Raw genomic sequence first — 22,522 nt, 5'->3', positions numbered from 1 at the left:
CAGGGGAATAGGAGCATACTCAGACAGCATTTAGCGTACAGCAATATTTAATTTAACATAATATACATAATGCGCACTAATAGTGTAAGCCCAAAGCGATAATGTCCTAGTATTTCCAAGTGAATCTGTCCTATGTTTGCTTGGAGGTATCTAGGAAGTTAGTTACGATGAACTACCATGAATTGCAACGTTTCTCCAGTATCCAAGGTGTGTTAAACAATAAGTTAAAGTGCCGAGAAGCCACATCCATTCTTGGAATAAGCTACCGGCACTTGTCTCGCATACTTTATGCCGTAGCAGAACCTCATCCTAGCCCAAATCACGCAGCACATCAGATTGTGATGAGAAACGGTAAGGTAACTGCGATGATTGATGCAAAATTACAAATGTTAGAATTTGGTATAGGGATTAATGATGCAATTAATGGTGTTTGGTTACCTAGATCCAGTGCTTATAAAGATCACTACACTACTCCAAAAGCTCCACCTCATTCACGAATACATGGTACAAATTATCAGAACTGGATTGGCACGCTTGGAAGAATTAGGCATAGTGAGAATGTATTTAAGTCCACACTGCTGAACTGCTGAACTGCTGAACTGCTGAAAAAGCAAATACAAGATAGTTCTCATCCTGAGAAAATTCTGGAGAAGAAAGATGCTAACTGGAAACCTACTGTATGACTGTATACAAATTAAAAAGTAAACCTCGAGAATTTAAGGTCTTAGAGCATGACCCTTATAAGCGAGCTCTCGATTCAGATGACTTTAAGTTGTTAAGACGACTTCGAAGAGCCCCTGTTGATTCAACCAGCTTGAGAGATGTTTGGGTAAATGAATATGCAACATTTACTCAACACTTTAAATCTGCTGAAGCAATCCCAGACATATCTAAATGGAGAACATTTCTTGTCTTGAGAGAAAATGCATATCAGGTAGTACGAGATGTAATTGATTCTGACGGTGAGTTCTTACCGATTACAATCGATGATGAAAGTTTTACCGTGTTCAACGTGATGTCCTTTGGAGAAGAAGACAAGCAGAAAATCAAATTTGAAGACATTGACGGAGAACAAGGATTATTAGAGAAACTGGCATTTATAGAAAGCGATCTTTCAAATAAATATGTCTTTAAATCAAAAGGTGAAGGTTGTACGTCAATTTATTGTGATGACAAACTCATATCGTTATGTGAAGAGCACAATTTAAAGGGACTTTCGTTCGATACAAATCTACTCGATGTATTTGAAGATTAATTCATCAGAATTTTTGTATTAGTTCAGACTAGATCTGAGACTCCAATTTGAAAAGAAGAGAGTTACCCACTTTGATTAAAGGTGCTTAATCACTAATCAAAGACAATAATTTGTGGTTATGCTTACGAAGCAAATCAAATCTCTTATTGAAAATTGATGCGCGCTTAGTCCTCGACTTACTGGCGTGTTCTTCCGTAAGTACCTGAATCAATCTATGTATGGTGATGATGGCCAACTCACTGAATTTGCCATTCAATGGCATCACGATTACTAACTTAAGCACTACCAAACAAAAAAGCCTTTCATACTCGCCTCGTACAACAGCAAAAATCAGCTAAACGCTCTAATCGCTCCGCAACGAAATCTGCCAAAAATCACGAGCTCAGTTCATTCGTTCTTAATCAAGGTGTTCTGAAACATTTATAAGTCTGTAGTTATATGGAGACGAATGTACTTTTCGGGGAATTTGTAACGATAGCGTTTTCCTTTCTTCAAGTTGGACTTAACGTACCTACACACTTTTTGGTCACCACTATTGGTTACTCTTTTTATTACTGCGTTTTTACTTTTGTGCTCCATTTCTATCATGACGTCACAATAACCTTGATAGCCATCAAACTTATTGTCTACTTTCTTTTGAAGCTTAGTCTTAATTTTTTTAGCCAACAGGTTCGTTTCTGAATCGTCAGCAAAAACTGAAGTACTTGCAAAGATCAATATCATTAAAGTTACAACGTATCTCATCGTTTTGGTCCGTTTATGTTGTTGATTGTTCGATGATAAGTAATTTTTCTGTAGATACGAAAATGGGACGCCACATTGCGTCCCATTTAACATGATGAAGTAACTGATATGTAATTAAGCGCGCTTCTTGCCTTTGTTTGCTTTGAAGCCCTGGTGCGGAAAAACGTTACGAATCCTCTGTTGAACTTTTTTGGGAATGTTTTTGGAAAAGCTTAAGCGCATTCCTGTTCGTTGGCTATACACCTTCATTTCACCAGTAAACGGGTTATGCTCACTAATATCCTGTAAGTTGTGTTTGAAAGAAGGAGGTAGATGCCCTTTTACGTTACTAATATTGCCATTATCGAACTTTACTTTTAACACCGGCCTATCGACTGCGATCAACCAAAAGATCACGATGGCTGCAATTAAGATTACATATAACATTTGGCACTCCCTATCCTAGCTAGATAGCAATTTACTCAAATCCTCTTTAATTGAGGTAACTTTTTGACTCGCTTTTTCACTTCTCGACGCTTCGGAAAGCAAATATTCAATTGCGTCAGATAACGTACAACCAAGTTCATTCGCTCTACTAGAAAGCTTTTCCCAAACTCGGTAATCTAAATCAATGGATTTCTTCTTTGTATGGACTTGCTCTGCATTGAAGTGACGTTTCCGTTTCGCTCGGATAGCCTGCTTGAGTTTATTATCTAACTCTTCTGACATGTGGTTTTCTATCCAAGCCAAGACAAGTGTAGGCTCGTGTTCAAGGCGTTTTAGTTCTGCGACCGCTGCATCTGCTTCGCTTGTATCAATATGTCGGGTAATCGCTTCACCATCTTTCCATTTTTTGATGAGATACTTCCATTTCCACCCACATTCTAGATTCTCAAGCTGCTGATATTTCATTTGTTCCGACCCATAAACATAACCTAGTGACAGCGTAACCCAGATGGTTTACTTGGGCAAATAAAACTCTTAGAAGTATCGATGTTGATCACTCATTTGTCTAAGTATTGTTCATTGAGAGTTGAATGCCGTGAGCAAACCAAATTGGTGCTAGGGTGTTATAGTCCGTTTCGTTATAATGTCGGCAAGATTGAATTACGATGAATTTTAATGAACCAACTTAATTGGCAAGACGTAACACCTTCACTTGAGCAGTACGAAGCACTTTTAAAGTCTGCACCTTCGTTACCAAAGAAGTCTTTTACTGATCTCCAACCGAGAATGTCGGCAACGATATCTCGTTTTTCAAAAATTTCCGGATTGACGCGAGTACTACTCATTAACTGCGTAGATAATTCTGTATATAGAGAGTTCATCAGTAAAGCTCTTCAGAGCCAGTCTAACGCTGCGATTGTTTTGTCGGAATCACTTGATGCCAAACGCTTATTTGACCGTTACAGTGTCGATTTAAGTGGTGATATTGCCTTCCAACCTGGTTTAATTTCACAGGCAGATAGCGGTTACTTAATTGTACCGGCTAATCTAATTTTGGCTAACCCAGGACTTTGGCCAAATATAAAGTCTGCAATTCAACAAAACCTTATCGAGCCACTGAACCTAAGCCCTACTCGTTTACCTACTTCAGTACCGCAAGCTAAAGCTTATGATGTAAAACTGATTGTAACAGGAGAAAGAAGTCAGTTAGCAGAGCTAGAATACATCGATGAAGACTTCTGTTCTGGCTTTGCCATGTATACGGAAGTTGAAGAAGATATTCATCTGTCAGAGCAGAATTTGACAGATTACTTTGGTTTAGTGAACTGGATATGTTCTCAATATCAGCTGCCTCACTTAACTGAATGTGGTTTTAGAAGATTGTTGCTAGCCGGTATGAGATTTACTGAAGATCAACATTATCTGCCTTTAGGAGTAATGTGGCACTCTCAACTTCTAACGCTTGCCAGCCAGTTCAGTGATGGCCACGCATTAGATTACAAGGCGTTAGATAAAGCGATTGACGACAAGTATTACCGAGAATCTTACCTTCCTCAGCGTGCCGTGTACGATATTTTAGATGGACAAGTCATCATTGAGACAACTGGGGAACAAGTTGGTCAAATCAATGGCCTAACCGTTATTGATATGGCTGGGCACCCTGTCAGCTATGGTGAGCCTGCACGAATATCTTGTGTAATTCATTTTGGTGATGGCGATGTTTCCGATGTTGAGCGCAAAGCTGAGCTTGGAGGCAATCTACATGCAAAAGGCATGATGATTATGCAAGCTTTCTTGAGCTCTGCTCTGAAACTGGATGAACCACTGCCTTACTCAGCCTCCATCGTATTTGAACAGTCTTATAGTGAAGTTGATGGTGACAGCGCATCTCTTGCAGAACTTTGTTGCTTGGTAAGTGCTTTATCTGAATCTCCAATTAATCAACAAGTTGCGGTTACAGGGGCTGTTGATCAGTTTGGTCGAGTGCAAGCCGTTGGTGGCTTGAACGAAAAAATTGAAGGTTTTTATCAGGTTTGTAAACATCAAGGTTTTACAGGAAATCAAGGTGTTGTGATGCCAAAATCAAACCTTAAACACCTTGCATTACATAAAGATGTAATAGAAAGCATTAAAAATGGTGAGTTCCATATTTGGTCCGTTTCTACCGTAGATGAAGCTATTCCGATTGTAATGAATAAACCTTTTAGAGGTGAAGACGATAGTATTATTGGCAAAATAGCGGAACGTATTGAAAACTTTGAAAGACATGAGCATCCAGAAGGAATTGTGCAGCGCATCAAAAACTGGTTTGTCTAGTACTGATCGGAGTTGTTTAGCGTACACGTGTTCACTAAGATGCAGCTATCAAAAATTGGAGTAATTGATAATGCAAAACAAACGTGATTCTTATAACCGTGACGATCTACTTGCTTCTAGCCAAGGCGAACTGTTTGGGCCTGGTTACCCTCAGCTTCCTGCGCCAAACATGCTAATGATGGATCGTGTTACTAAAATGTCTGAGACTGAAGGCGATTTTGGTAAAGGTTTGATCTTGGCGGAATTGGATATTACTCCAGATTTGTGGTTCTTTGACTGCCACTTCCCTGGCGACCCAGTAATGCCGGGTTGTCTTGGCCTTGATGCGATGTGGCAACTTGTTGGTTTCTTCCTTGGCTGGGTTGGTGGCAAAGGAAAAGGTCGTGCTCTGGGTGTTGGCGAAGTGAAGTTTACAGGTCAGATCCTGCCAACAGCGAAAAAAGTGACGTACGAAATCCACATGAAACGCGTTGTAAACCGTAAACTTGTGATGGGTTTGGCCGACGGTCGTGTATGTGTGGACGGCAAAGAAATCTACGTAGCAAAAGATTTGAAAGTTGGCTTGTTCCAAGACACTTCAAGCTTCTAATCACGATTTTAATCGATTTATTAAGGCTCCTATTTAGGAGCCTTTTTGTTGTCGAGTGTTAACCTACTTCCCTATGTCCCTATAATGTAGAAAAGGCTCCGTAGAGCCCTTTCGAATCCTTCTTTTTGTATGTGAAGAGTTTATTTGTAGAGACCAGATTGTCTTTCATCTCTGGCATCACGCCAACCACCTAACCAATACGACCGAGCATCAACTTGTTGATATGGGCAAGCCTCTTGAGACCTTCCATTCAACCCAGCTTTGTAGCCTTGAGATTGAGCTCGTTCTAGGCGATCACGCTTTTGTCTCTTCATAGTTAATTCCTCATACAGGTCCATTTACTAACGTACAGCTGTTATTGTGAAACTTTGATGGAGTTTTTATGACTCCACTTATAAGAATCGATCAAAGTAGGCAATTTCTCAAGGCATAAAAAAAGCAGAGACTCAAATGTGTGAGCCTCTGCTTGATTTAAAAATTACTGACGATTTTTAACTATTTTCTACGGAACCCAAACAATCCAAGCATGGTCAAAGCTAACCAACCAAGGCCTGCACCTTGACGCTCTGTCGTCGTTGAGTCAATGCTTCGAGATACGATGTCGTCCTTAGTTGCGTCAGCAATAGGTACTAGTTTGACTGCTACAATTTGCTCTTCAGAGCTACATGTCGCATTGTTTGCTGTTGTGCTATAACCACCTGCACATTTCATAGCAGTACCAGAGATCACACCTGCATCATTGATATCAGTTGCGTCGATAATACGGAACTGATTGTTTTGTTCAGAGTAATCACCGCCATTAGTCAAACTGTCTAGGAACCAAGCTTTTCCATTGAATAATGTTGCAGCACGTTCACTAGTCTCGCCACCTACGCTATATGGATAGATAAAACCGCGCTTACGACGTGGCTTGCCATCGTCTTCACGAGTCGTTTCCGCATCAAGTTGCCCGACGATTTCATTGTAAGAGTTGATACCGCCCATCTTACCGCCCGCACCGCTAAAGAAAATGCCAGTAGTTGGGTAAAAAGCGCTAATAGAATCCTTACGAACATCATCTACGATAAAGAGACGATTCGGAGCAGAGCCCGTTGGCATTAAGTATCCGCCCGAACGTTTTGCTTCACCAATAGCAACAAAATTAGAGTTAACGTCGGTTAATCGTGAGTTTGTATGAACCGTATCATCACCTTCGCGCTGTCTAGCTCCTACAACAACTTTGTTTTTCCAAGTTGCGTTTTCAACGCTACCTTCGGCTTCTAGAGTTCCGACAAAAACAGTCGCATTCAGGTAGTTATCATCACTGTAAGTGTTGTAACCTACGCCATAGACCGTAGTTCCATCAGTGACAAGGTCACGCATGCTCCCTTGAGCTAACCTTTCTCCATCTTTAGATGTGCCACTTGGCCAAGCCAATTCACTGACGGTTCCGCTTTGATCCCAAATCGCTGCTTTTGATGTGTGGTGAGATCCATTGGTATTGCTTGCTGTTCGAGAAACACTGCCAACAGTAAAAATGCCGTCTGTGCTCCAAGCATGGCTTTGCACAACACTTGCGTCACTATCGCCAGTAAGAATATTTGGCTCTACTGGTGCAACTACGGTATTTCGTGTTTCTAATGTAGAAGTATTTTCTGTGCTAACTTTACTCTGATTACCGACAGCTGCACCACCCTCGGTAAGCTGGTTGATAACGTTGTTATATTCATTTTTATAAGCAGCAGAATCTTCTTCTATGAACGCTAACGCATTAGAAGTAAAGTCTTTACTACGTTCTTTATTCCACGGCGTCCAGTTTACTGAAGCCCAAGAGTCACAGGTGGAATAGCGAAGCTGGTTGTAACAGTAACGCTCAAAGTCTTTGAGTTCTTGGATGTAATAAAAGCCAGCGTCTAATCCGAATGGGATTTCTTCACGATAACTGTTCCCATCCACGGCTTGTGTCGCTGAAATCGGTGTAGTGCGAGTTTCCATTGCAAGTTTAAACTGCTCTGGCGTGCAGTTTGCTGCTGCATCAAAGCAGCCTAAAGCGAAAGGTGAACCTGTTGAAGGATCTGTACCTGCATCGCCCTGTTGAATTGCAACCCCGTAAGCCGTTTGGTAGTCACCGTTTGAACCATGATCCTGAGGTGAAACCTCAACAACTTGATACAATGCCGCCTGTGCGTTCATTGTGGTACCAACCATCATTGCAATGGCGGTCAATTTGAATTTATTACTACAATTCATTGAATTCTTAACTATCCTGTTGCATTGCTTCGAGTTCTTCCCATCTCTCGAATGCGATTTCCAACTCCTGCTCTAGTGCAGCAAGCTGTTCCAATACCGGCTGAGTTTGCTCTACAGGTTTAGCAAAGAACTCTGGATCGTTCACTTGCTCCTGAAGGCTCTCGATATCCGACTCTAATTGTTCAAGTTTAGCTGGTAGAGCCTCTAATTCTCTTTGCAGCTTATACGATAACTTCTTCGAATTGTTCTTAGGTTGCGTAGTTTTGGGAGTTTCCTCAACCACTTTCTCTTTCTTCGTTGGTTTTTCAACCTGACTGCGCGAAGCAAGAACTTGGTCACGCTGCTGTTTAGCATCATGATAACCACCAACGAACTCTTCGATTATACCGTTACCCTCAAAAATCCAGCTGGTTGTTACTGTGTTGTCTACGAACTCACGGTCGTGACTCACTAACAATAATGTACCCTGATAATTGGCAAGCATTTCTTCTAAAAGTTCCAACGTTTCGATATCCAAATCGTTAGTTGGTTCATCAAGAATAAGTAAGTTGTTTGGTTTCAACAAGATACGGGCTAGCAATAATCGGTTTTTCTCACCACCAGAAAGTGCCTTAACCGGGGTTCTGGCGCGCTTAGGTGCAAATAAGAAGTCTTGAAGGTAACTCAGCGCATGACGCTGACGTCCCCCAACCATTACTTCTTGTTTCCCATCCGCTAAGTTATCGATCACTGTCTTTTCTGGATCCAAAATCTCTCGGTACTGATCAAAGTACGCGACTTCTAATTTTGTTCCGCAGTGTAAACGACCAGACTGCGCTTCCAATTGCCCTAGTAGCAATTTAAGTACCGTACTCTTACCGCAGCCATTTGGTCCGATAAGTGCAATACGGTCACCACGCATGATGTTAAAGCTAAAGTCGTCGACAATTGTCTTGCCTTCGTAAGCAAAAGATACATTTTCTGCTTCAAATACAATCTTACCTGAACGAGAAGCATCATCGATGTTTAGGTTAACTTTACCTTGAACTTCACGACGGTCACGACGCTCTTCACGAAGTTTTTTAAGGGCTCGAACACGGCCTTCATTACGAGTACGACGTGCTTTAATACCTTGACGAATCCACACTTCTTCCTGAGCTAGTTTCTTATCGAACTCAGCATTTTGCATTTCTTCGACGCGAAGCATTTCTTCTTTGTCATTCAAATACTGTTCGTAATTACCAGGGAAAGAAGCTAATTGACCGCGATCTAAGTCAACGATGCGTGTCGCCATCAACTTGATGAATGCACGGTCGTGAGAAATAAAGATGATCGAGCCTTTGAAGTCTTTTAAGAAGTTCTCTAACCATTCGATCGTTGTCACATCGAGATGGTTTGTTGGTTCATCAAGAAGCAATACATCAGGATCACAAACCAGAGCACGAGCTAAAGCAGCTTTACGTTGCCAGCCACCGGATAGATCGGTCAGTTTGGTTTCTGGGCTTAGTTTTAAAGCGCCAAGTACGTTCTTAACACGGTCATCAAAGCGCCAAGCGTTAGAATGATCAAGTTGCTCTTGAACTTTCGCCAAACGGTTAATGTTCTTCTCACTTGGGTCTTGAGCAACAAGATCGAGAAGATCGTGATAGATCTTCAATTGTTCGCCGATTTCAGCCAAACCGCCAGATACGTATTCGTAAACCGTACCCTCTTGATTGCGCGGTGGATCTTGTTCAAGCCGAGAAACTACTACGTCTTGAGTTATTTGAATCTTGCCATCATCCAACAAAATGTCGCCGGCAAGCACTTTCATTAACGTGGACTTACCTGCTCCGTTACGACCAACTAAACAAACGCGTTCGTTTTCTTGAAGAGCGAACTCCGCTTTGTCTAGCAATGGGTGGTCACCAAATGCAAGTTGTGCGTTATGAATGGTAAGTAATGCCATTATTATCCAACCAATGTGTGAGTTGTTCTAAGTCAAACGGCCAGTTCAACTCAGAATCTTGATATTTTAATACGGGTATTGTGACGCCGTAACGAGAAAATAGTACATCATCGAACGCAATATCAATGATATCTGTTTGCTCGGCCAAACCGACTTGGTCTACTAGAGCAAATGCCATCTCACAAAGATGGCATCCCTCCGTGCTATACAATATCAACACGTATTAATCCTTTTGTTTATACTACGCGTGCGTTACTAGCCAACAGTTATGAATCTGTTTATTACGCGCAAAATCTAATGGTAACGTTTGAGAAGAAATATTCTGAGCCTTCAAACCCAATTCAGCGAGTGATTCTTCATCCATCTTGAAGTGACGTTTGTTATTTGAAAATACGATTGTGCCTTCACTTCTCAGTAAACGTTTGAGGTTCTTCATTAGCTTAATGTGGTCACGTTGTACATCGAATGATGTTTCCATACGCTTAGAGTTAGAGAACGTAGGTGGGTCAATAAAGATCAAGTCGTACTCACCTTTTGCGTTTTCTAGCCATTGCAAACAGTCCGCTTGTTCATATTTATGTTGGCGCCCTACACAGCCATTAAGCTGCATATTGTCTTTCGCCCAGTTCAAGTAGGTGTTTGACATATCGACAGTTGTAGTGGAACGCGCACCACCAACTGCAGCGTGCACTGTTGCACTACCAGTGTAAGCAAACAAGTTAAGGAAATCTTTACCCTGTGCCATTTCGCCAAGACGACGACGAGTGATCTTATGATCCAAGAACAGGCCTGTGTCTAGGTAGTCATGAAGGTTCACGATCAGCTTCACACCGTACTCGTTTACTTCGAGCGTCTCTGATACCTGACCTAATTTTTGGTACTGGCTTCGACCTTTCTGCTTCTCACGAACTTTCAGTACAACTTTGTTCGCTTCGACACCTGTCACCTGAATCGTCGCACGGATAATGTCCGTTAGACGACGCTTGGCTTTTTCTTCAGGGATGTTCTTAGGTGCTGCGTACTCTTGAATCACAATTTGATCGCCGTACACGTCGATCGCTACGTTATATTCTGGAAGGTCTGCATCGTAGATACGATAGCAGTCTAGTTTCTCTTTACGCGCCCACTTGCCAATCTTGCCAATGTTTTTCTTCAAACGGTTTGAGAAGTCTGGTGCGATTTGAACGTTAGTATCTGCACCTTTCACTTCATCAGCGCTGCGCTCGGCAATGCTGTAGTTCTTTTGGTGACACGGTAACGCACCATTGTTCAATTTAAACTGTTTATCAGCGCGCATACGAAGGCAACTCAAGAGCTCGTCTGAGCTAGAGAAGATAGATGCTTTACATCCGCCAAACTCAGATTTTAGCTGTCCACCGAATGCGGTATAGAGCGCAATCAGCCCCGGCTCAGTTCCTAGACGCTCACCGTAAGGTGGGTTTGAAACGATAACACCGTGTTCAAATCCTGCGGGACGAGTAATAGTTGCAGCATCACCTTGCGCAAACTCAATCAACTCTTCAACACCTGCTCTGCGGGCGTTTTCTTGAGCGACTTTTAATACTTTGGGGTCGTTATCGAATCCAAAAAACTTAGCGTCAACTTTCTTGACACCTCGTCTAGCTTGAACATTAGCCTCTGATTTAATCTCAGCCCAGGTCTCCGGTTCAAAATCTTCCAAAACTTCGAAGCCCCATTGTTTGCGCTTAACGCCAGGTGCCATGTTGGCTGCCATCATCGCCGCTTCAATAAGCAAAGTACCAGAACCACACATTGGATCGAGTAATGGTTGATGCCCATCCCAGCCACAACGCATGATAATCGCAGAAGCAAGCGTTTCACGTAATGGCGCACGACCCGATTCTGGTCGATAACCACGCTGATGAAGACCACTACCTACCATGTCTACCCCAAGCAACGCTTTATCTTTATGCAAACGAACGTGAATACGAATATCTGGGCGTTCTTTGCTGATATTAGGACGTGGCAAGCCTTTATTCTCAAAGCAATCTACGATGCCATCTTTGACCTTCATAGCTCCGTATTGGCTATTTCTAATCTCACGGTTTGTGCCGTTAAAGTCCACAACAAAGCGTTTAGAGCTATGAAATTGGTTAACCCAGTTAATAGTGGAAGTGGATAGATACAAGTCCATGTCGTTGTTACACGTGAACTCAGATAAAACACGTACAAATCGAGACGCTAAACGGCTCCACAAACAACAGCGATAAACCTGTTCGTTTGTCGCTTTAAATTTTACGCCTGCCTGTACTGGTTTCGCATTTTCAATGCCTAGTTTAGTCAGTTCTTCAACAAGCAAATTTTCCATGCCATTTGAAGTTACCGCGAGATATTGATTCATAGTGTTCTTTCGCTGATAAAAAATGGCTTCAATTATACCTGACTTTACGATCAATGCCTCGTTTTTAAAGGTATTTTCCCACCCGTTAGTTCAAATCATCACCACTCAAATGATCTAAAACTTTCAACATCTTTAGTTTGAATGTTTTTCATTCATGAACGTATTTTGTTTCCTTTAGAAGAAGTGAATACTTATTTACATGCATTTTGGTATATACCAGTCGTGATTGGTTGATGTAAATTACTTACAAATGCCCTTTATAGGGGAATAAATAGGGTTGTTTTAGGCGCTAGGTTGCCTAATTAAAGGAGTAATCAAATTGAAATAAGTAAAATAAAAGTGACCAGCTTCATGTTTGCATGCATAGAAAACAAACAGTTTCATGGTCTTTCGGATTGGAGTGTCAGAGGAAAGGACAAAAAAAATCGACCCAATAAGGTCGATTAAGGCAAACAAAGGAACGAAATAAAGAAAAATTAAACAGCTTTAACCCACCATTGCCATAGGGGTCATTGCAAAGAGGTGATTTGCACAAGCCATGCGATCATGCATTACTTTAATCGGCTGCCCAAATTGAAGCGCCTTATTGCCATCAAGAACAAAGGCTTCTTGGTTAACATAAGCACATAAGCTCGATGTTTCGCCTGGTTCTAGAACGATGAACATACCATCAGAATATTGATTTGTGAGAAAGACCATGTCCCCTTCTTGAGGTTCATAATCAGAGGACTGTGCATCGAAGAACCAGCTCTTAGGCTGTACAGGTTTATGAAAACGCTTTGCAGCAACACAATACAGTGTTAATTCAGCTTGGCGATATTCACTGATATCGAGACAGCGAATGCGCTCATTAAACGTTTGAAATGCGCTGGCGTCATCAACGGTAAATTCACTGTTTGAGAAGGCACAGTTAACCAACAATTTTCGGGATAGATTGGTTTGGAAAATCATTTCCTCCCCCAGATCCAGCATTAAGCAAGCTTTTTGCTCGTCAAAATACCAATTCCATTTGTCGCTGGGTTTAAGCATTATTCCGTTCTCTCTTGACTAGTTAAATCAGTGGTAAAGAGGTAAGACGCTTAATTACCTACTCGTGATTTTTAAATTCTACAAACGAACGGATAAAAAAAAAGAGGAAACAAAGTCCTCTTTTTTATGTAACAGGTACTGATTTTTCAGTAGTTTTTGATGTATATGTTAAAGATTCTTAACAATATCACGTACGAGACCTGGGCCGTGGTAAATAAAGCCAGTGTAGACTTGAACAAGCTTAGCGCCTGCCATGATCTTTTCTTTGGCTGCAACATAGGAATCTACACCACCAACACCGATAATTGGAAGTTTGTCTCCAAGCTCTTCATGAAGCTTACGTACGACCTCCGTAGAGCGTGATTGCACAGGGCGACCACTCAAGCCACCTGCCTCATTGGCGTGTTTCATCCCTTCTACGATCGTGCGATCCAAAGTTGTGTTAGTCGCGATCACACCATCTATATTGTTTTTCAATAAAGAATCGCAAATTTGGCAGATTTCATCGTCACTTAAATCTGGCGCAATCTTTAATGCTAACGGGACGTACTTGTTGTACTTCTCTGATAACTCCGCTTGTTTCGCCTTTAATTCGGAAAGCAGTTCATCAAGGGCTTCACCATATTGAAGTGAACGAAGGCCTGGAGTGTTTGGCGATGAGATGTTTACTGCAATATAGCCAGCATACTCATACACTTTTTCCATACAAATCAGGTAGTCCTCTGCCCCTTTCTCAATTGGCGTATCTTTATTTTTACCGATATTAATTCCGAGAACACAATTGAATTTTGCTCGTTTAACATTCTCGATCAAATTATCAACGCCTAGGTTATTAAAGCCCATGCGGTTGATGATCCCTTCTGCTTCCACTAAACGGAATAGGCGTGGTTTATCATTACCTGGTTGTGGTCGTGGCGTTACAGTGCCGACTTCGACAAAGCCAAAGCCCATGGCATCAAATGCTTCAATACATTCGCCGTTTTTATCTAAACCAGCCGCAAGACCAACAGGGTTACGGAATGTTAGACCCATACACTCAACTGGACGAGTTGGTAACTGTTGGCGGTAAAAGAGATCAAGTGGTGTGCCGTTAAAGCGTTGGAAGTTCTTGATTGCAAGATCATGTGCCTTCTCGGCATCGAGTTGGAAAAAGCCAGTTCTGGCTAGACGGTAAAGCATTGTGCCTCCGAAAGAAAAAAGCCCCGTATAAACGGGACAATATTATTTACCGTTTTTCATCGTAATTCAATGAAAATGAACGTAATAAGTAAAAACCTATATCTTTATAAGATTTTCAAATATAAAACAAACAATTACAATCAAGTTTCTGCGATAAAAATCGTAACTAACCGCTTAAAAGCAATCGATTTCACTCTGTTTTAATTTCAACTCAATGTGACAATGTAACTATTTTCGTTCCAAATGTGAATAATAGATAATAAAAAGCCCCGTTAAATAACGAGGCTTTTACTTATGACTTGATTATTCCACTACTCTTTCGATGAGCAGTTGAGGTTTAAAAGTACTAGCTCTCGAAGTGCTACAGAGAACTTAGCAAATTCGTGTACTGAGCCAACTTTGAACTCGTTTAAGATACTCTCCCAGCGGTGCAACGATTGCTCGTTAGTTTCAATCCAATCTTCTAACGCAGCCATCACGTCAAGCTCTTCGGTTGAGCAGCCACAAGTCAGTACCTGAGCGGTAAGTTGACGTTGTTGCCAGTCCAAATCTTCACGGAATGCCGCTCTTGCAAGTGCTTGCCAGTTGTTATCAACGGCTTGGCTATTAATTTGCTTCAAGAACCAATGCAACGATAAACGGTCACCCAAGTTAAAGTAGAGTTTCGATGCTTGCTCAACCGTTTTACCTGTTTCACTTGCTACTGATGAAATATCCAGTGCAGATTGTAAGCTTGATAAGCGGGCAACTTGGTGAGCGAGTTTCTCTTCAACCCCTTTCTCTATCCAACCTTGAGCCAACTCATTGTGTTCTTCAACTTCAGACTCAACTAACATAGTGTCTAGGGTTTCAGTGATAACATTGACATCTTGCTTGTAGATAGTAATCAACTCACCGACCGTGCATTTGCCGCTACGGTTACGAAGCAACCAGCGTGCAATTCGACGCAGTGCTCGGCGCACGTAAAACATAATTTCGTATTGAGCTTGCGCTGTCGCAACGTTATCAAGTTTGCGAGTTTGCTTGAGGATTGCTTCTAAATCAAAGATTTCTCTAGCCGCACTGTAAGCATTGGCAATATCGACAACACTTGCACCAGTTTCTTCTTGCAAACGAGTAACGAAGTTACAGCCCATTTCATTAACCATCTGGTTAGCCAATGCTGTAGCGATAATTTCAGCTCGCAGTGGGTGATTAACCATTTGATCTTTATAGTTACGTCGTAACGCACTTGGGAAATATTCAACAAGTTGTTTTGCATGGAATTCATCATTTGCGATTTCATCCGTAACAAGTTGCTGTTTAAGTACCATTTTACCGTAGGCAACTAACACTGATAGCTCAGGGCGAGTCAGACCTAGTCCCTGTTTTTCACGCTCGATTAGCGTTTCATCATCAGGAATGTATTCGAGAGCACGGTCCAAGTACCCTGCTTTCTCCATAGTGTGGATGAATCGAATTTGCTCCTTAACAATGCCAACACCTTGCTGTTCAGTAACAGAGATCGACTCCGACTGACGGTAAGCATCATCCAAGACAATTTCACCCACTTCGTCTTCCATAGACTCTAGAATTTGGTTACGTTGCTTAACCGTAAGATCGCCATTTGAAACCAGTCCATTGAGGAAGATCTTGATGTTGACTTCATTATCCGAACAGTCAACGCCACCTACGTTATCAACGAAGTCCGTGTTCACTCGACCGCCAGTTAGTGCGTATTCGATACGACCAAGCTGAGTCATACCCAAGTTACCACCTTCGCCAACCACTTTGGCTCTTAAGTCACGGCCGTCAATGCGCAGCATGTCGTTAGCACGGTCACCAACATCTGTATGAGTTTCTGTCGATGATTTAACGTAAGTGCCGATACCACCGTTCCAAAGAAGATCGACTTTCATTTTCAAGATCATCTTTATCAGATCGTTAGGCGCTAAAGATGCTTTCTTCGTACCTAACATTTTCTGAATTTCTGGCGTCAACTGGATCGATTTTGATCGACGAGAGAAGATGCCACCACCTTGAGAGATCAAGTCTTTGTTGTAATCTTCCCAGCTTGATCTTGGCAAATTAAACAAGCGGTTACGCTCTTCCCAGCTGCTGGCTGAATCTGGATTTGGATCAATAAAGATGTGCATGTGGTTAAACGCAGCTTGCAATCGAATATGCTTCGATAACAGCATACCGTTACCGAACACGTCACCTGCCATATCACCTACACCGATTGCAGTAAAATCAGTGGTCTGACAGTTGATGCCCATTTCACGGAAGTGACGTTTAACAGATTCCCAACCACCTTTTGCGGTGATTCCCATTGCTTTGTGATCGTAACCGTTTGAACCACCTGAAGCGAATGCGTCACCTAGCCAGAAGTTGTATTCTGCAGAAACAGAGTTTGCCAAATCTGAGAAGGTTGCTGTGCCTTTATCGGCAGCCACTACTAAATATGGGTCATCTTCATCGTGACGAACAACGTTTTGTGGTGGTACCACCTCTCCTTCAATGATGTTATCTGACACATCTAGCAGTGCACGGATAAAGCGTTTGTAACAACGCTGACCTTCCGCAAAAATTTCATCACGAGTGGTGAGAGATGGCTGGCGTTTACAAACGAAGCCGCCTTTTGCACCCACTGGTACAATTACAGTGTTCTTAACCTGTTGCGCTTTTACTAAGCCAAGAATCTCCGTACGGAAGTCTTCTTGACGATCTGACCAACGCAAACCACCACGAGCCACTTTTCCACCACGAAGGTGAACACCTTCAATATCTGGTGCGTAAACAAAGATCTCGAATGCAGGTACAGGCTGCGGAATCTCAGGAATATCGCTTGGCTTCATTTTCAAAGATAACCAAGGCTTAGGCTGCTTATTCTCGTCTACTTGGTAGTAGTTGGTACGAAGCGTCGCCATGATCATTTCAATATAACGACGAATAATACGATCATCATCCAAGCTCTCTACACGATCCAACTGCTCTGTTAGCTTTTTAATTAGATCGTTTTGGCCTTTCTCGCTGCCTTTGTGTTTCGGATCAAATCGCTTGGTGAACAGCTTGACTAGACCTGTCGCTAAGTCTGGGTAGTGGCTTAGCGTGTCTTCGATGTACTGCTGACTGAATGGGAAGCCTACTTGGCGCATGTATCGTGCGTAAGCACGAAGAATGGAAATCTCACGGCCAGATAACGACGCACCTAATAACAATCGGTTGAAACCATCACTTTCAAGATTACCCGCCCAAATGGCAGCAAATGCTTGTTGGAAACGATCACGAGCTTCACGAAGGTCAACGGTTTTCTCGCTCTTATGCAGCATAGAGAAGTCAAGGATCCAGAAAGTCTGCCCGTTGTTTTTCTCGATCTCATATGGCGATTCGCCAATCACACGCAAACCAAGGTTTTCCAACATCGGCATTACGTCAGAAAGGTGAATTGGTTCATCGCGATGATATAACTTTAAGCGGACAGCTTTGGAATCTGCTCCCTCTTCTTGAGGTCGGTAGAACAACATACCAAGTTTATTATCATCACTTAACGCTTCTAAGCGCTCGATATCTGCAACCGCAGAACCTGGCATCATGTCCTCTTTGTATGAGCGAGGGAACGCACTCATATATTCTTTTGAAAGAGGAAGGCCTTTACTTTCACCAAAGTTAGCAATGATGGATTCTTTTAGTCTGTCATCCCAAGAGGTAGAAACTTCCATTAGATTTTGCTCGATCTTTTTCACGTCTACGTCAATGTTGTTATTGTCTACACGAACAATGTAATGTGTTCTCGCTAGTGGGCTTTCTGAGAAGTACGTTGTAAATTCAACCTCTTGCTCGCAACCAAAGTACTGCTTAAGAATGCGTTGAGTTTGACGACGCAATTCTGTGTTGTAACGATCTTTAGTGACATAAACCATGCAACTGAAGAAACGACCAAATGGGTCTTTACGAACAAACAAACGCAGCAAGTCACGATCTTGCATTTGTACAACACCCATTCCCACCTCAAGCAGCTCTTCTTCATTAGCTTGAAGCAACTCGTCGCGTGGGTAGTTTTCTAAGATATTGTGCAATGCTTTGTATGAGTATGATCCGTGACGGTATCCACTTGCTTCAAGGATACGGTCAACTTTTTCACGGATCAAAGGAATACTTTGTACCGCTTGGTTGTAAACGGCGGAGGTATATAAACCAGTAAAGCGATGCTCACCTATTACTTTACCGTTTTCATCAAACTTCTTAATACCGATGTAATCAGTATAAGCTGGACGGTGGATACGAGATGCTTTGTTACCTTTGGTGATGATCAGAGCGTATGGTTTTTTCGCTTCTAATCGCGCTGAATCTGATAATTCAGAGAGCTTGACGCTACGCACGCGCTTGTCATCAGCAAACAGACCTAGTCCTTTTTCTTTAGCAGGAACAAGTTCGGTATCACCATTGACCTCTTTTAAGTCATAATCTTTATAACCCATAAAGGTAAAGTTATGATCTTCTAGCCAACGAAGAAATGCGATCGTTTCATCCATACGATCAGTTTGGATAGAAACACGATCTTTATTTTTCTCAAGTTCATCAGTAACAAACTTAAGCTTATCAACCATCTGCTTCCAGTCATCAACGACTAAGCGAGTATCAGATAGAATTCTTAACAGCTCTTCTTTAAGCGCTTGCATCTCGTCTTTACTAGTGAGGCGGTCTACCTCTATGTGGAAAAGTGATTGAAGAACACCACCCTCACCGTTTACGTCTGTAACTTGGCCTTTTTTATCACGCTGAATCTGTGTTGGGTTATTCAACATTAGGTGACAAACAAGATCCAAACGTGCTAAAGCCATTTTGACTGAGTCCACTAAGAATGGACTATCTGGAACAACAATTTCTACGATTGTGTGTGTGGATTGCCAGCCTTGACGACTTACGGTCGGGTTAAATACTCGAACCGAAATCTCTTCTGGTTTTTTTTCATTGATATGGTGCCAAAGGCTAACGACAGCACCATAAAGGTCGGATTCGTTTCGCTGAATTAGATCATCATCAGCAATGTTACTGAATAAGTGTTGAGCAAGTTTAGTTACAAGCGTTTGGTGAGAAAGCTCGAGTTTGTCTTGAATCAGTTGGTAAACCTTTTCAAGCAGAACCGGCACTACATTTTCACGCGCGGTCATATTCACACTCCACATTAGAATTGTTGTTTTGTAGGGGGACTTAGTAGCTAGGTTGTTACCTTAGAAACTAAGCATAGGTAATGCATGTGCCCATTGTAAAAGCATAATTACAAATGTTTAACAACTAATCGTAGTGGTAAGAGGTGAAATGTCCGATTCTGTGACTAAGATTCCTATTTAACTCTCTGCAAATACAATACATCACAGAGTTTCTAACTTAAGAAACTTATTATTTTGGTCAGTTGTTAGTCTAAACTGGCCTCTAACGCCCAATTGACTGAGAAATGGTCTAAATCTCGCGGCGGGTAACTGCAAACGCAAACCGTTGTGTGTGACAACTTGAACAACACTTGCCGCACCAGAATAATGAGATAAAAACGTTTGATATGAAATGTTGAGATTGAAGTAGTAATAGTTCATGAAGTGAAAACTAAGTGACATAAACAAATAAGGTGGTCTAAATGACCACCCTATTGTTTTGTTTACTATTCGTCTAGTGCTTTAGTCACTTTTTCGAATAGATCTTTAGCAAGATTATCCATTGCTTTGAGCTTTTCAAGTTCTGCACGAATCATTGCTTGGCGAGCTTCATCGTATTTACGGAACTTAAGCAAAGGATCAATCATTCGAGAAGCTACTTGTGGGTTCGAATCATTTAGTTGGCGAAGAATTTCACCGGCAAACTGGTAACCTACACCGGATTTATCATGGAAACGTACAGGGTTCGCACTTAAGAACGAGCCAATTAAGCTGCGCGTACGGTTCGGATTTTTCAAACTAAATGCTTCGTGGTTCATGGTTGCTTTTACTTTTTCAAGAGCATCCTCTGCAGGATTGCTACCTTGAAGTGCAAACCACTTATCCATAACCAAACCATCGTGCTTCCATTTATCGCTATAATCAGCCATAAGTGCTTCACGACACTCGAGCTGAGCGTTATTTGCGGCACTCATCGCAGCAATCGTATCTGTCATGTTATTTGCAGATGCGTACTGCGCGTTGACTAAATCATTACCTTTTTCCGTATATGCTAGGTACTGAAGGCAACGGTTACGTAAAGCACGCTTGCCAATAGCAGCATGGTCGATCGTATACTCTGTTTGCTTAAGCGTGTGATAAGTTGCACTTAGCTCATCTTCTAATTCCTTAGAAAGTGACACTGTAATGCTGTTTAGCACTTTGTCTACGGCATCGATATCAATTTGCTGGTACCAACCAGTAATCTCATTGATTGAAGGCATAGAGAAAACTTGAGCAATGAAAGCTGGCTCAAGCGTTTCATCCAACAGCACACCGCGGAAAGCATCTATCACACCTTCAGAAAGCGATACTTCTTGTCCCGCTTGAACATTTTTCACATTCTGACGAATGTATTTAGCCAATAGCATTTGGCTAGCGTCCCATCGAGAAAAATCGTTCGTTGCGTGCTTCATCAAGAAGACTAACTCGTCATCGCTGTAATCGTATTCTAATTTGACTGGTGCCGAGAATTCACGCAACAAAGATGGCACTGGCTGTTCTTCGACATTTTCAAATACGAACGTTTGCTTATCTTGTTTAATATCCAGCACGTTATGAACAGATTCACCGTTAATCACCAGTGGGATAACTCGACCTTTCGAATCATACAACTCGATATCGAACGGAATATGCAGCGCTTGTTTTTCTGCTTGGTCTTGCGTCGGCTCCGTAAATTGCTCTACCGTTAGTGCGTAAGTTTTTGCATCAGCGTTGTATTCGCTATTTACGCGTATCGTTGGTGTACCCGATTGGCTGTACCACAAACGGAACTGTTTTAAATCAACACCGGTGGCATCTTCCATTGCAGAAACAAAGTCTTCACACGTCGCGGCGGTACCATCGTGACGTTCAAAATAAAGTTTCATTCCTTTTTGGAAGCCCTCTTCGCCAAGGAGTGTATGGTACATGCGAATAACTTCGCTGCCCTTTTCATACACCGTTAGCGTGTAGAAGTTATTCATCTCAATGACTTTGTCAGGACGAATCGGGTGAGACATTGGGCTTGCATCTTCCGCAAATTGAGGACCACGAATAATACGTACGTTATCAATACGGTTATCAGCACGAGAACCTAAGTCAGAAGAGAATTCTTGGTCACGGAATACGGTTAAGCCTTCTTTTAGACTTAGTTGGAACCAGTCACGACAAGTGACACGGTTGCCAGTCCAGTTGTGGAAGTACTCATGACCGATCACAGCTTCGATACCTAAATAGTCACGATCTGTCGCAGTTTGATCGTTCGCCAGAACATATTTTGAGTTAAAAATGTTCAAGCCTTTGTTTTCCATTGCACCCATGTTGAAGAAATCAACAGCAACGATCATGTAAATATCCAGATCGTATTCCAGGCCAAAGCGTTCCTCATCCCACTTCATCGAGTTGATCAGCGATGTCATCGCATGACCTGCACGATCTAAGTTACCTTTATCAACAAAGATTTCTAAATCAACACTGCGACCTGACATCGTTGTATATTTGTCACGCAATACATCAAAGTCGCCTGCAACAAGGGCGAACAAGTAAGCTGGTTTTGGATGCGGATCCTGCCATTGAACCCAGTGACGACCGTTCTCTGCATCGCCTTCTGCAATTCGGTTACCATTGCTCAGCAAATATGGATAAACCGCTTTATCTGCGATCACTTTTGTTGTGTATTTTGCTAGAACATCCGGACGGTCTAGATAGTACGTGATACGGCGGAAGCCCTCAGCCTCACACTGAGTACAAAATGCGCCGCCTGATTTGTACAAACCTTCGAGTGCTGTATTCGCTTCAGGATCAATTTTGGTGACGATTTCAAGTTCAAACTCGGATGGAAGATCGGTCAGTACCAGCGACGACTCCTTCACCTCGTGATGAGCCCAATCCTCACCATTTACTTTTACAGCGCGTAGCTCAAGCCCTTCGCCATCGAGTTCTAGCGTTGTTGTATCGCCTTTTTGAGCAACTTTTGATACCGCCGTAACGATTGTGTCATTGTCATATAGATCAAAAGTAAGATCGATATCAGTAATCGCATGAGATGGCTCTTTATAATCTTTACGATATTTGGCCTGGGGAGCTTGAGACATGAGCATAAATCCTTGTATGTCGAACAACAAAAATACCAGACTGCATGATCAAAAATGCAGTTCTGGTATCACTATATAAGCTATTTGTAGGGGTTGTGGTATCAGAATACAAGTCTTTCCATCAAAAAACGGAGCTTTTAGTGCTCTAGCTCCGTTTTTTGATTAACATTTAAACAACATTAATGACTTACCGTACGCACGCGTAATTTGGCGCATGTTAA

General features: G+C 42.1%; 17 protein-coding genes. 4 read left to right on the top strand and 13 right to left on the bottom strand.

The window, feature by feature from the left end:
- Window positions 1–167 precede the first annotated feature (167 nt).
- Both J4N40_RS08585 and J4N40_RS08580 read left to right on the top strand, forming a co-directional pair.
- Window positions 168–590, top strand: a complete 423-nt coding sequence (locus J4N40_RS08585) for an AHH domain-containing protein (protein WP_115385998.1) — start codon at window positions 168–170, stop codon at window positions 588–590.
- Between the two features lie 89 nt (window positions 591–679).
- Entirely contained in the window at window positions 680–1,255 is a 576-nt protein-coding gene (locus J4N40_RS08580; RefSeq protein WP_064353938.1) for a hypothetical protein, read from the top strand.
- A 420-nt stretch (window positions 1,256–1,675) separates the two neighbouring features.
- On the opposite strand, the gene J4N40_RS08575 is transcribed toward J4N40_RS08580, so the two are convergent.
- The 3 genes from J4N40_RS08575 to matP form a co-directional block, all read right to left on the bottom strand.
- Window positions 1,676–1,999: a hypothetical protein gene (locus tag J4N40_RS08575; RefSeq protein WP_250156749.1), complete on the bottom strand. Its 324-nt coding sequence runs from the start codon at window positions 1,997–1,999 to the stop codon at window positions 1,676–1,678.
- Between the two features lie 114 nt (window positions 2,000–2,113).
- A complete protein-coding gene (locus J4N40_RS08570) occupies window positions 2,114–2,425 on the bottom strand; it encodes a DUF3634 family protein (RefSeq protein WP_213972556.1) in 312 nt (103 codons plus the stop codon).
- A 15-nt stretch (window positions 2,426–2,440) separates the two neighbouring features.
- Entirely contained in the window at window positions 2,441–2,890 is a 450-nt protein-coding gene (matP, locus tag J4N40_RS08565) for a macrodomain Ter protein MatP (RefSeq protein ID WP_005396497.1), read from the bottom strand.
- 210 nt (window positions 2,891–3,100) lie between these two features.
- Here matP and J4N40_RS08560 point away from each other — a divergent pair, with 210 nt between their 5' ends.
- Together J4N40_RS08560 and fabA are read left to right on the top strand one after the other, a co-directional pair.
- Window positions 3,101–4,741: an AAA family ATPase gene (locus J4N40_RS08560; RefSeq protein ID WP_213972555.1), complete on the top strand. Its 1,641-nt coding sequence runs from the start codon at window positions 3,101–3,103 to the stop codon at window positions 4,739–4,741.
- 70 nt (window positions 4,742–4,811) lie between these two features.
- Window positions 4,812–5,330 carry a bifunctional 3-hydroxydecanoyl-ACP dehydratase/trans-2-decenoyl-ACP isomerase gene (fabA, locus tag J4N40_RS08555; protein ID WP_005390081.1) on the top strand — a complete coding sequence of 173 codons (519 nt, stop codon included), beginning with the start codon at window positions 4,812–4,814 and terminating at the stop codon, window positions 5,328–5,330.
- A 140-nt stretch (window positions 5,331–5,470) separates the two neighbouring features.
- On the opposite strand, the gene rmf is transcribed toward fabA, so the two are convergent.
- The 10 genes from rmf to pepN form a co-directional block, all read right to left on the bottom strand.
- Window positions 5,471–5,644 (bottom strand): ribosome modulation factor, encoded by a 174-nt coding sequence (rmf, locus tag J4N40_RS08550; protein WP_005377453.1) that lies wholly within the window; start codon window positions 5,642–5,644, stop codon window positions 5,471–5,473.
- A 181-nt stretch (window positions 5,645–5,825) separates the two neighbouring features.
- A complete protein-coding gene (locus J4N40_RS08545; RefSeq protein WP_104975327.1) occupies window positions 5,826–7,559 on the bottom strand; it encodes a DUF3466 family protein in 1,734 nt (577 codons plus the stop codon).
- A 7-nt stretch (window positions 7,560–7,566) separates the two neighbouring features.
- Window positions 7,567–9,486: an ABC transporter ATP-binding protein gene (locus tag J4N40_RS08540; RefSeq protein WP_250654466.1), complete on the bottom strand. Its 1,920-nt coding sequence runs from the start codon at window positions 9,484–9,486 to the stop codon at window positions 7,567–7,569.
- The gene (locus J4N40_RS08535) at window positions 9,464–9,664 is read right to left on the bottom strand and encodes a glutaredoxin family protein (RefSeq protein ID WP_005377447.1); all 201 of its coding nucleotides are present in this window, start codon (window positions 9,662–9,664) and stop codon (window positions 9,464–9,466) included. The genes J4N40_RS08540 and J4N40_RS08535 overlap by 23 nt, the downstream gene beginning before the upstream one ends.
- Before the next feature lie 63 nt (window positions 9,665–9,727).
- Window positions 9,728–11,848 (bottom strand): bifunctional 23S rRNA (guanine(2069)-N(7))-methyltransferase RlmK/23S rRNA (guanine(2445)-N(2))-methyltransferase RlmL, encoded by a 2,121-nt coding sequence (rlmKL, locus tag J4N40_RS08530; protein ID WP_053350765.1) that lies wholly within the window; start codon window positions 11,846–11,848, stop codon window positions 9,728–9,730.
- Window positions 11,849–12,334: 486 nt separating this feature from the next.
- Window positions 12,335–12,877, bottom strand: coding sequence for a cell division protein ZapC (locus J4N40_RS08525; RefSeq protein WP_005377444.1), 543 nt, complete (start codon window positions 12,875–12,877; stop codon window positions 12,335–12,337).
- A gap of 168 nt (window positions 12,878–13,045) precedes the next feature.
- Window positions 13,046–14,056 (bottom strand): quinone-dependent dihydroorotate dehydrogenase, encoded by a 1,011-nt coding sequence (gene pyrD, locus J4N40_RS08520; RefSeq protein ID WP_017634281.1) that lies wholly within the window; start codon window positions 14,054–14,056, stop codon window positions 13,046–13,048.
- Window positions 14,057–14,367: 311 nt separating this feature from the next.
- A complete protein-coding gene (locus J4N40_RS08515) occupies window positions 14,368–19,209 on the bottom strand; it encodes an NAD-glutamate dehydrogenase (protein WP_213971243.1) in 4,842 nt (1,613 codons plus the stop codon).
- A gap of 201 nt (window positions 19,210–19,410) precedes the next feature.
- Window positions 19,411–19,629 (bottom strand): DUF2835 domain-containing protein, encoded by a 219-nt coding sequence (locus J4N40_RS08510; protein ID WP_005377440.1) that lies wholly within the window; start codon window positions 19,627–19,629, stop codon window positions 19,411–19,413.
- A 65-nt stretch (window positions 19,630–19,694) separates the two neighbouring features.
- Complete coding sequence (gene pepN / locus J4N40_RS08505; protein ID WP_115386002.1) at window positions 19,695–22,301, bottom strand: aminopeptidase N; 2,607 nt, start codon at window positions 22,299–22,301, stop codon at window positions 19,695–19,697.
- Window positions 22,302–22,522 lie beyond the last annotated feature (221 nt).

This window comes from Vibrio sp. SCSIO 43097, assembly GCF_023650755.1.
Taxonomy (GTDB): Bacteria; Pseudomonadota; Gammaproteobacteria; order Enterobacterales; family Vibrionaceae; genus Vibrio; species Vibrio alginolyticus.
Note: the sequence above shows the minus strand (reverse complement) of the source record. Positions and strands in the feature narration are given on the sequence as shown.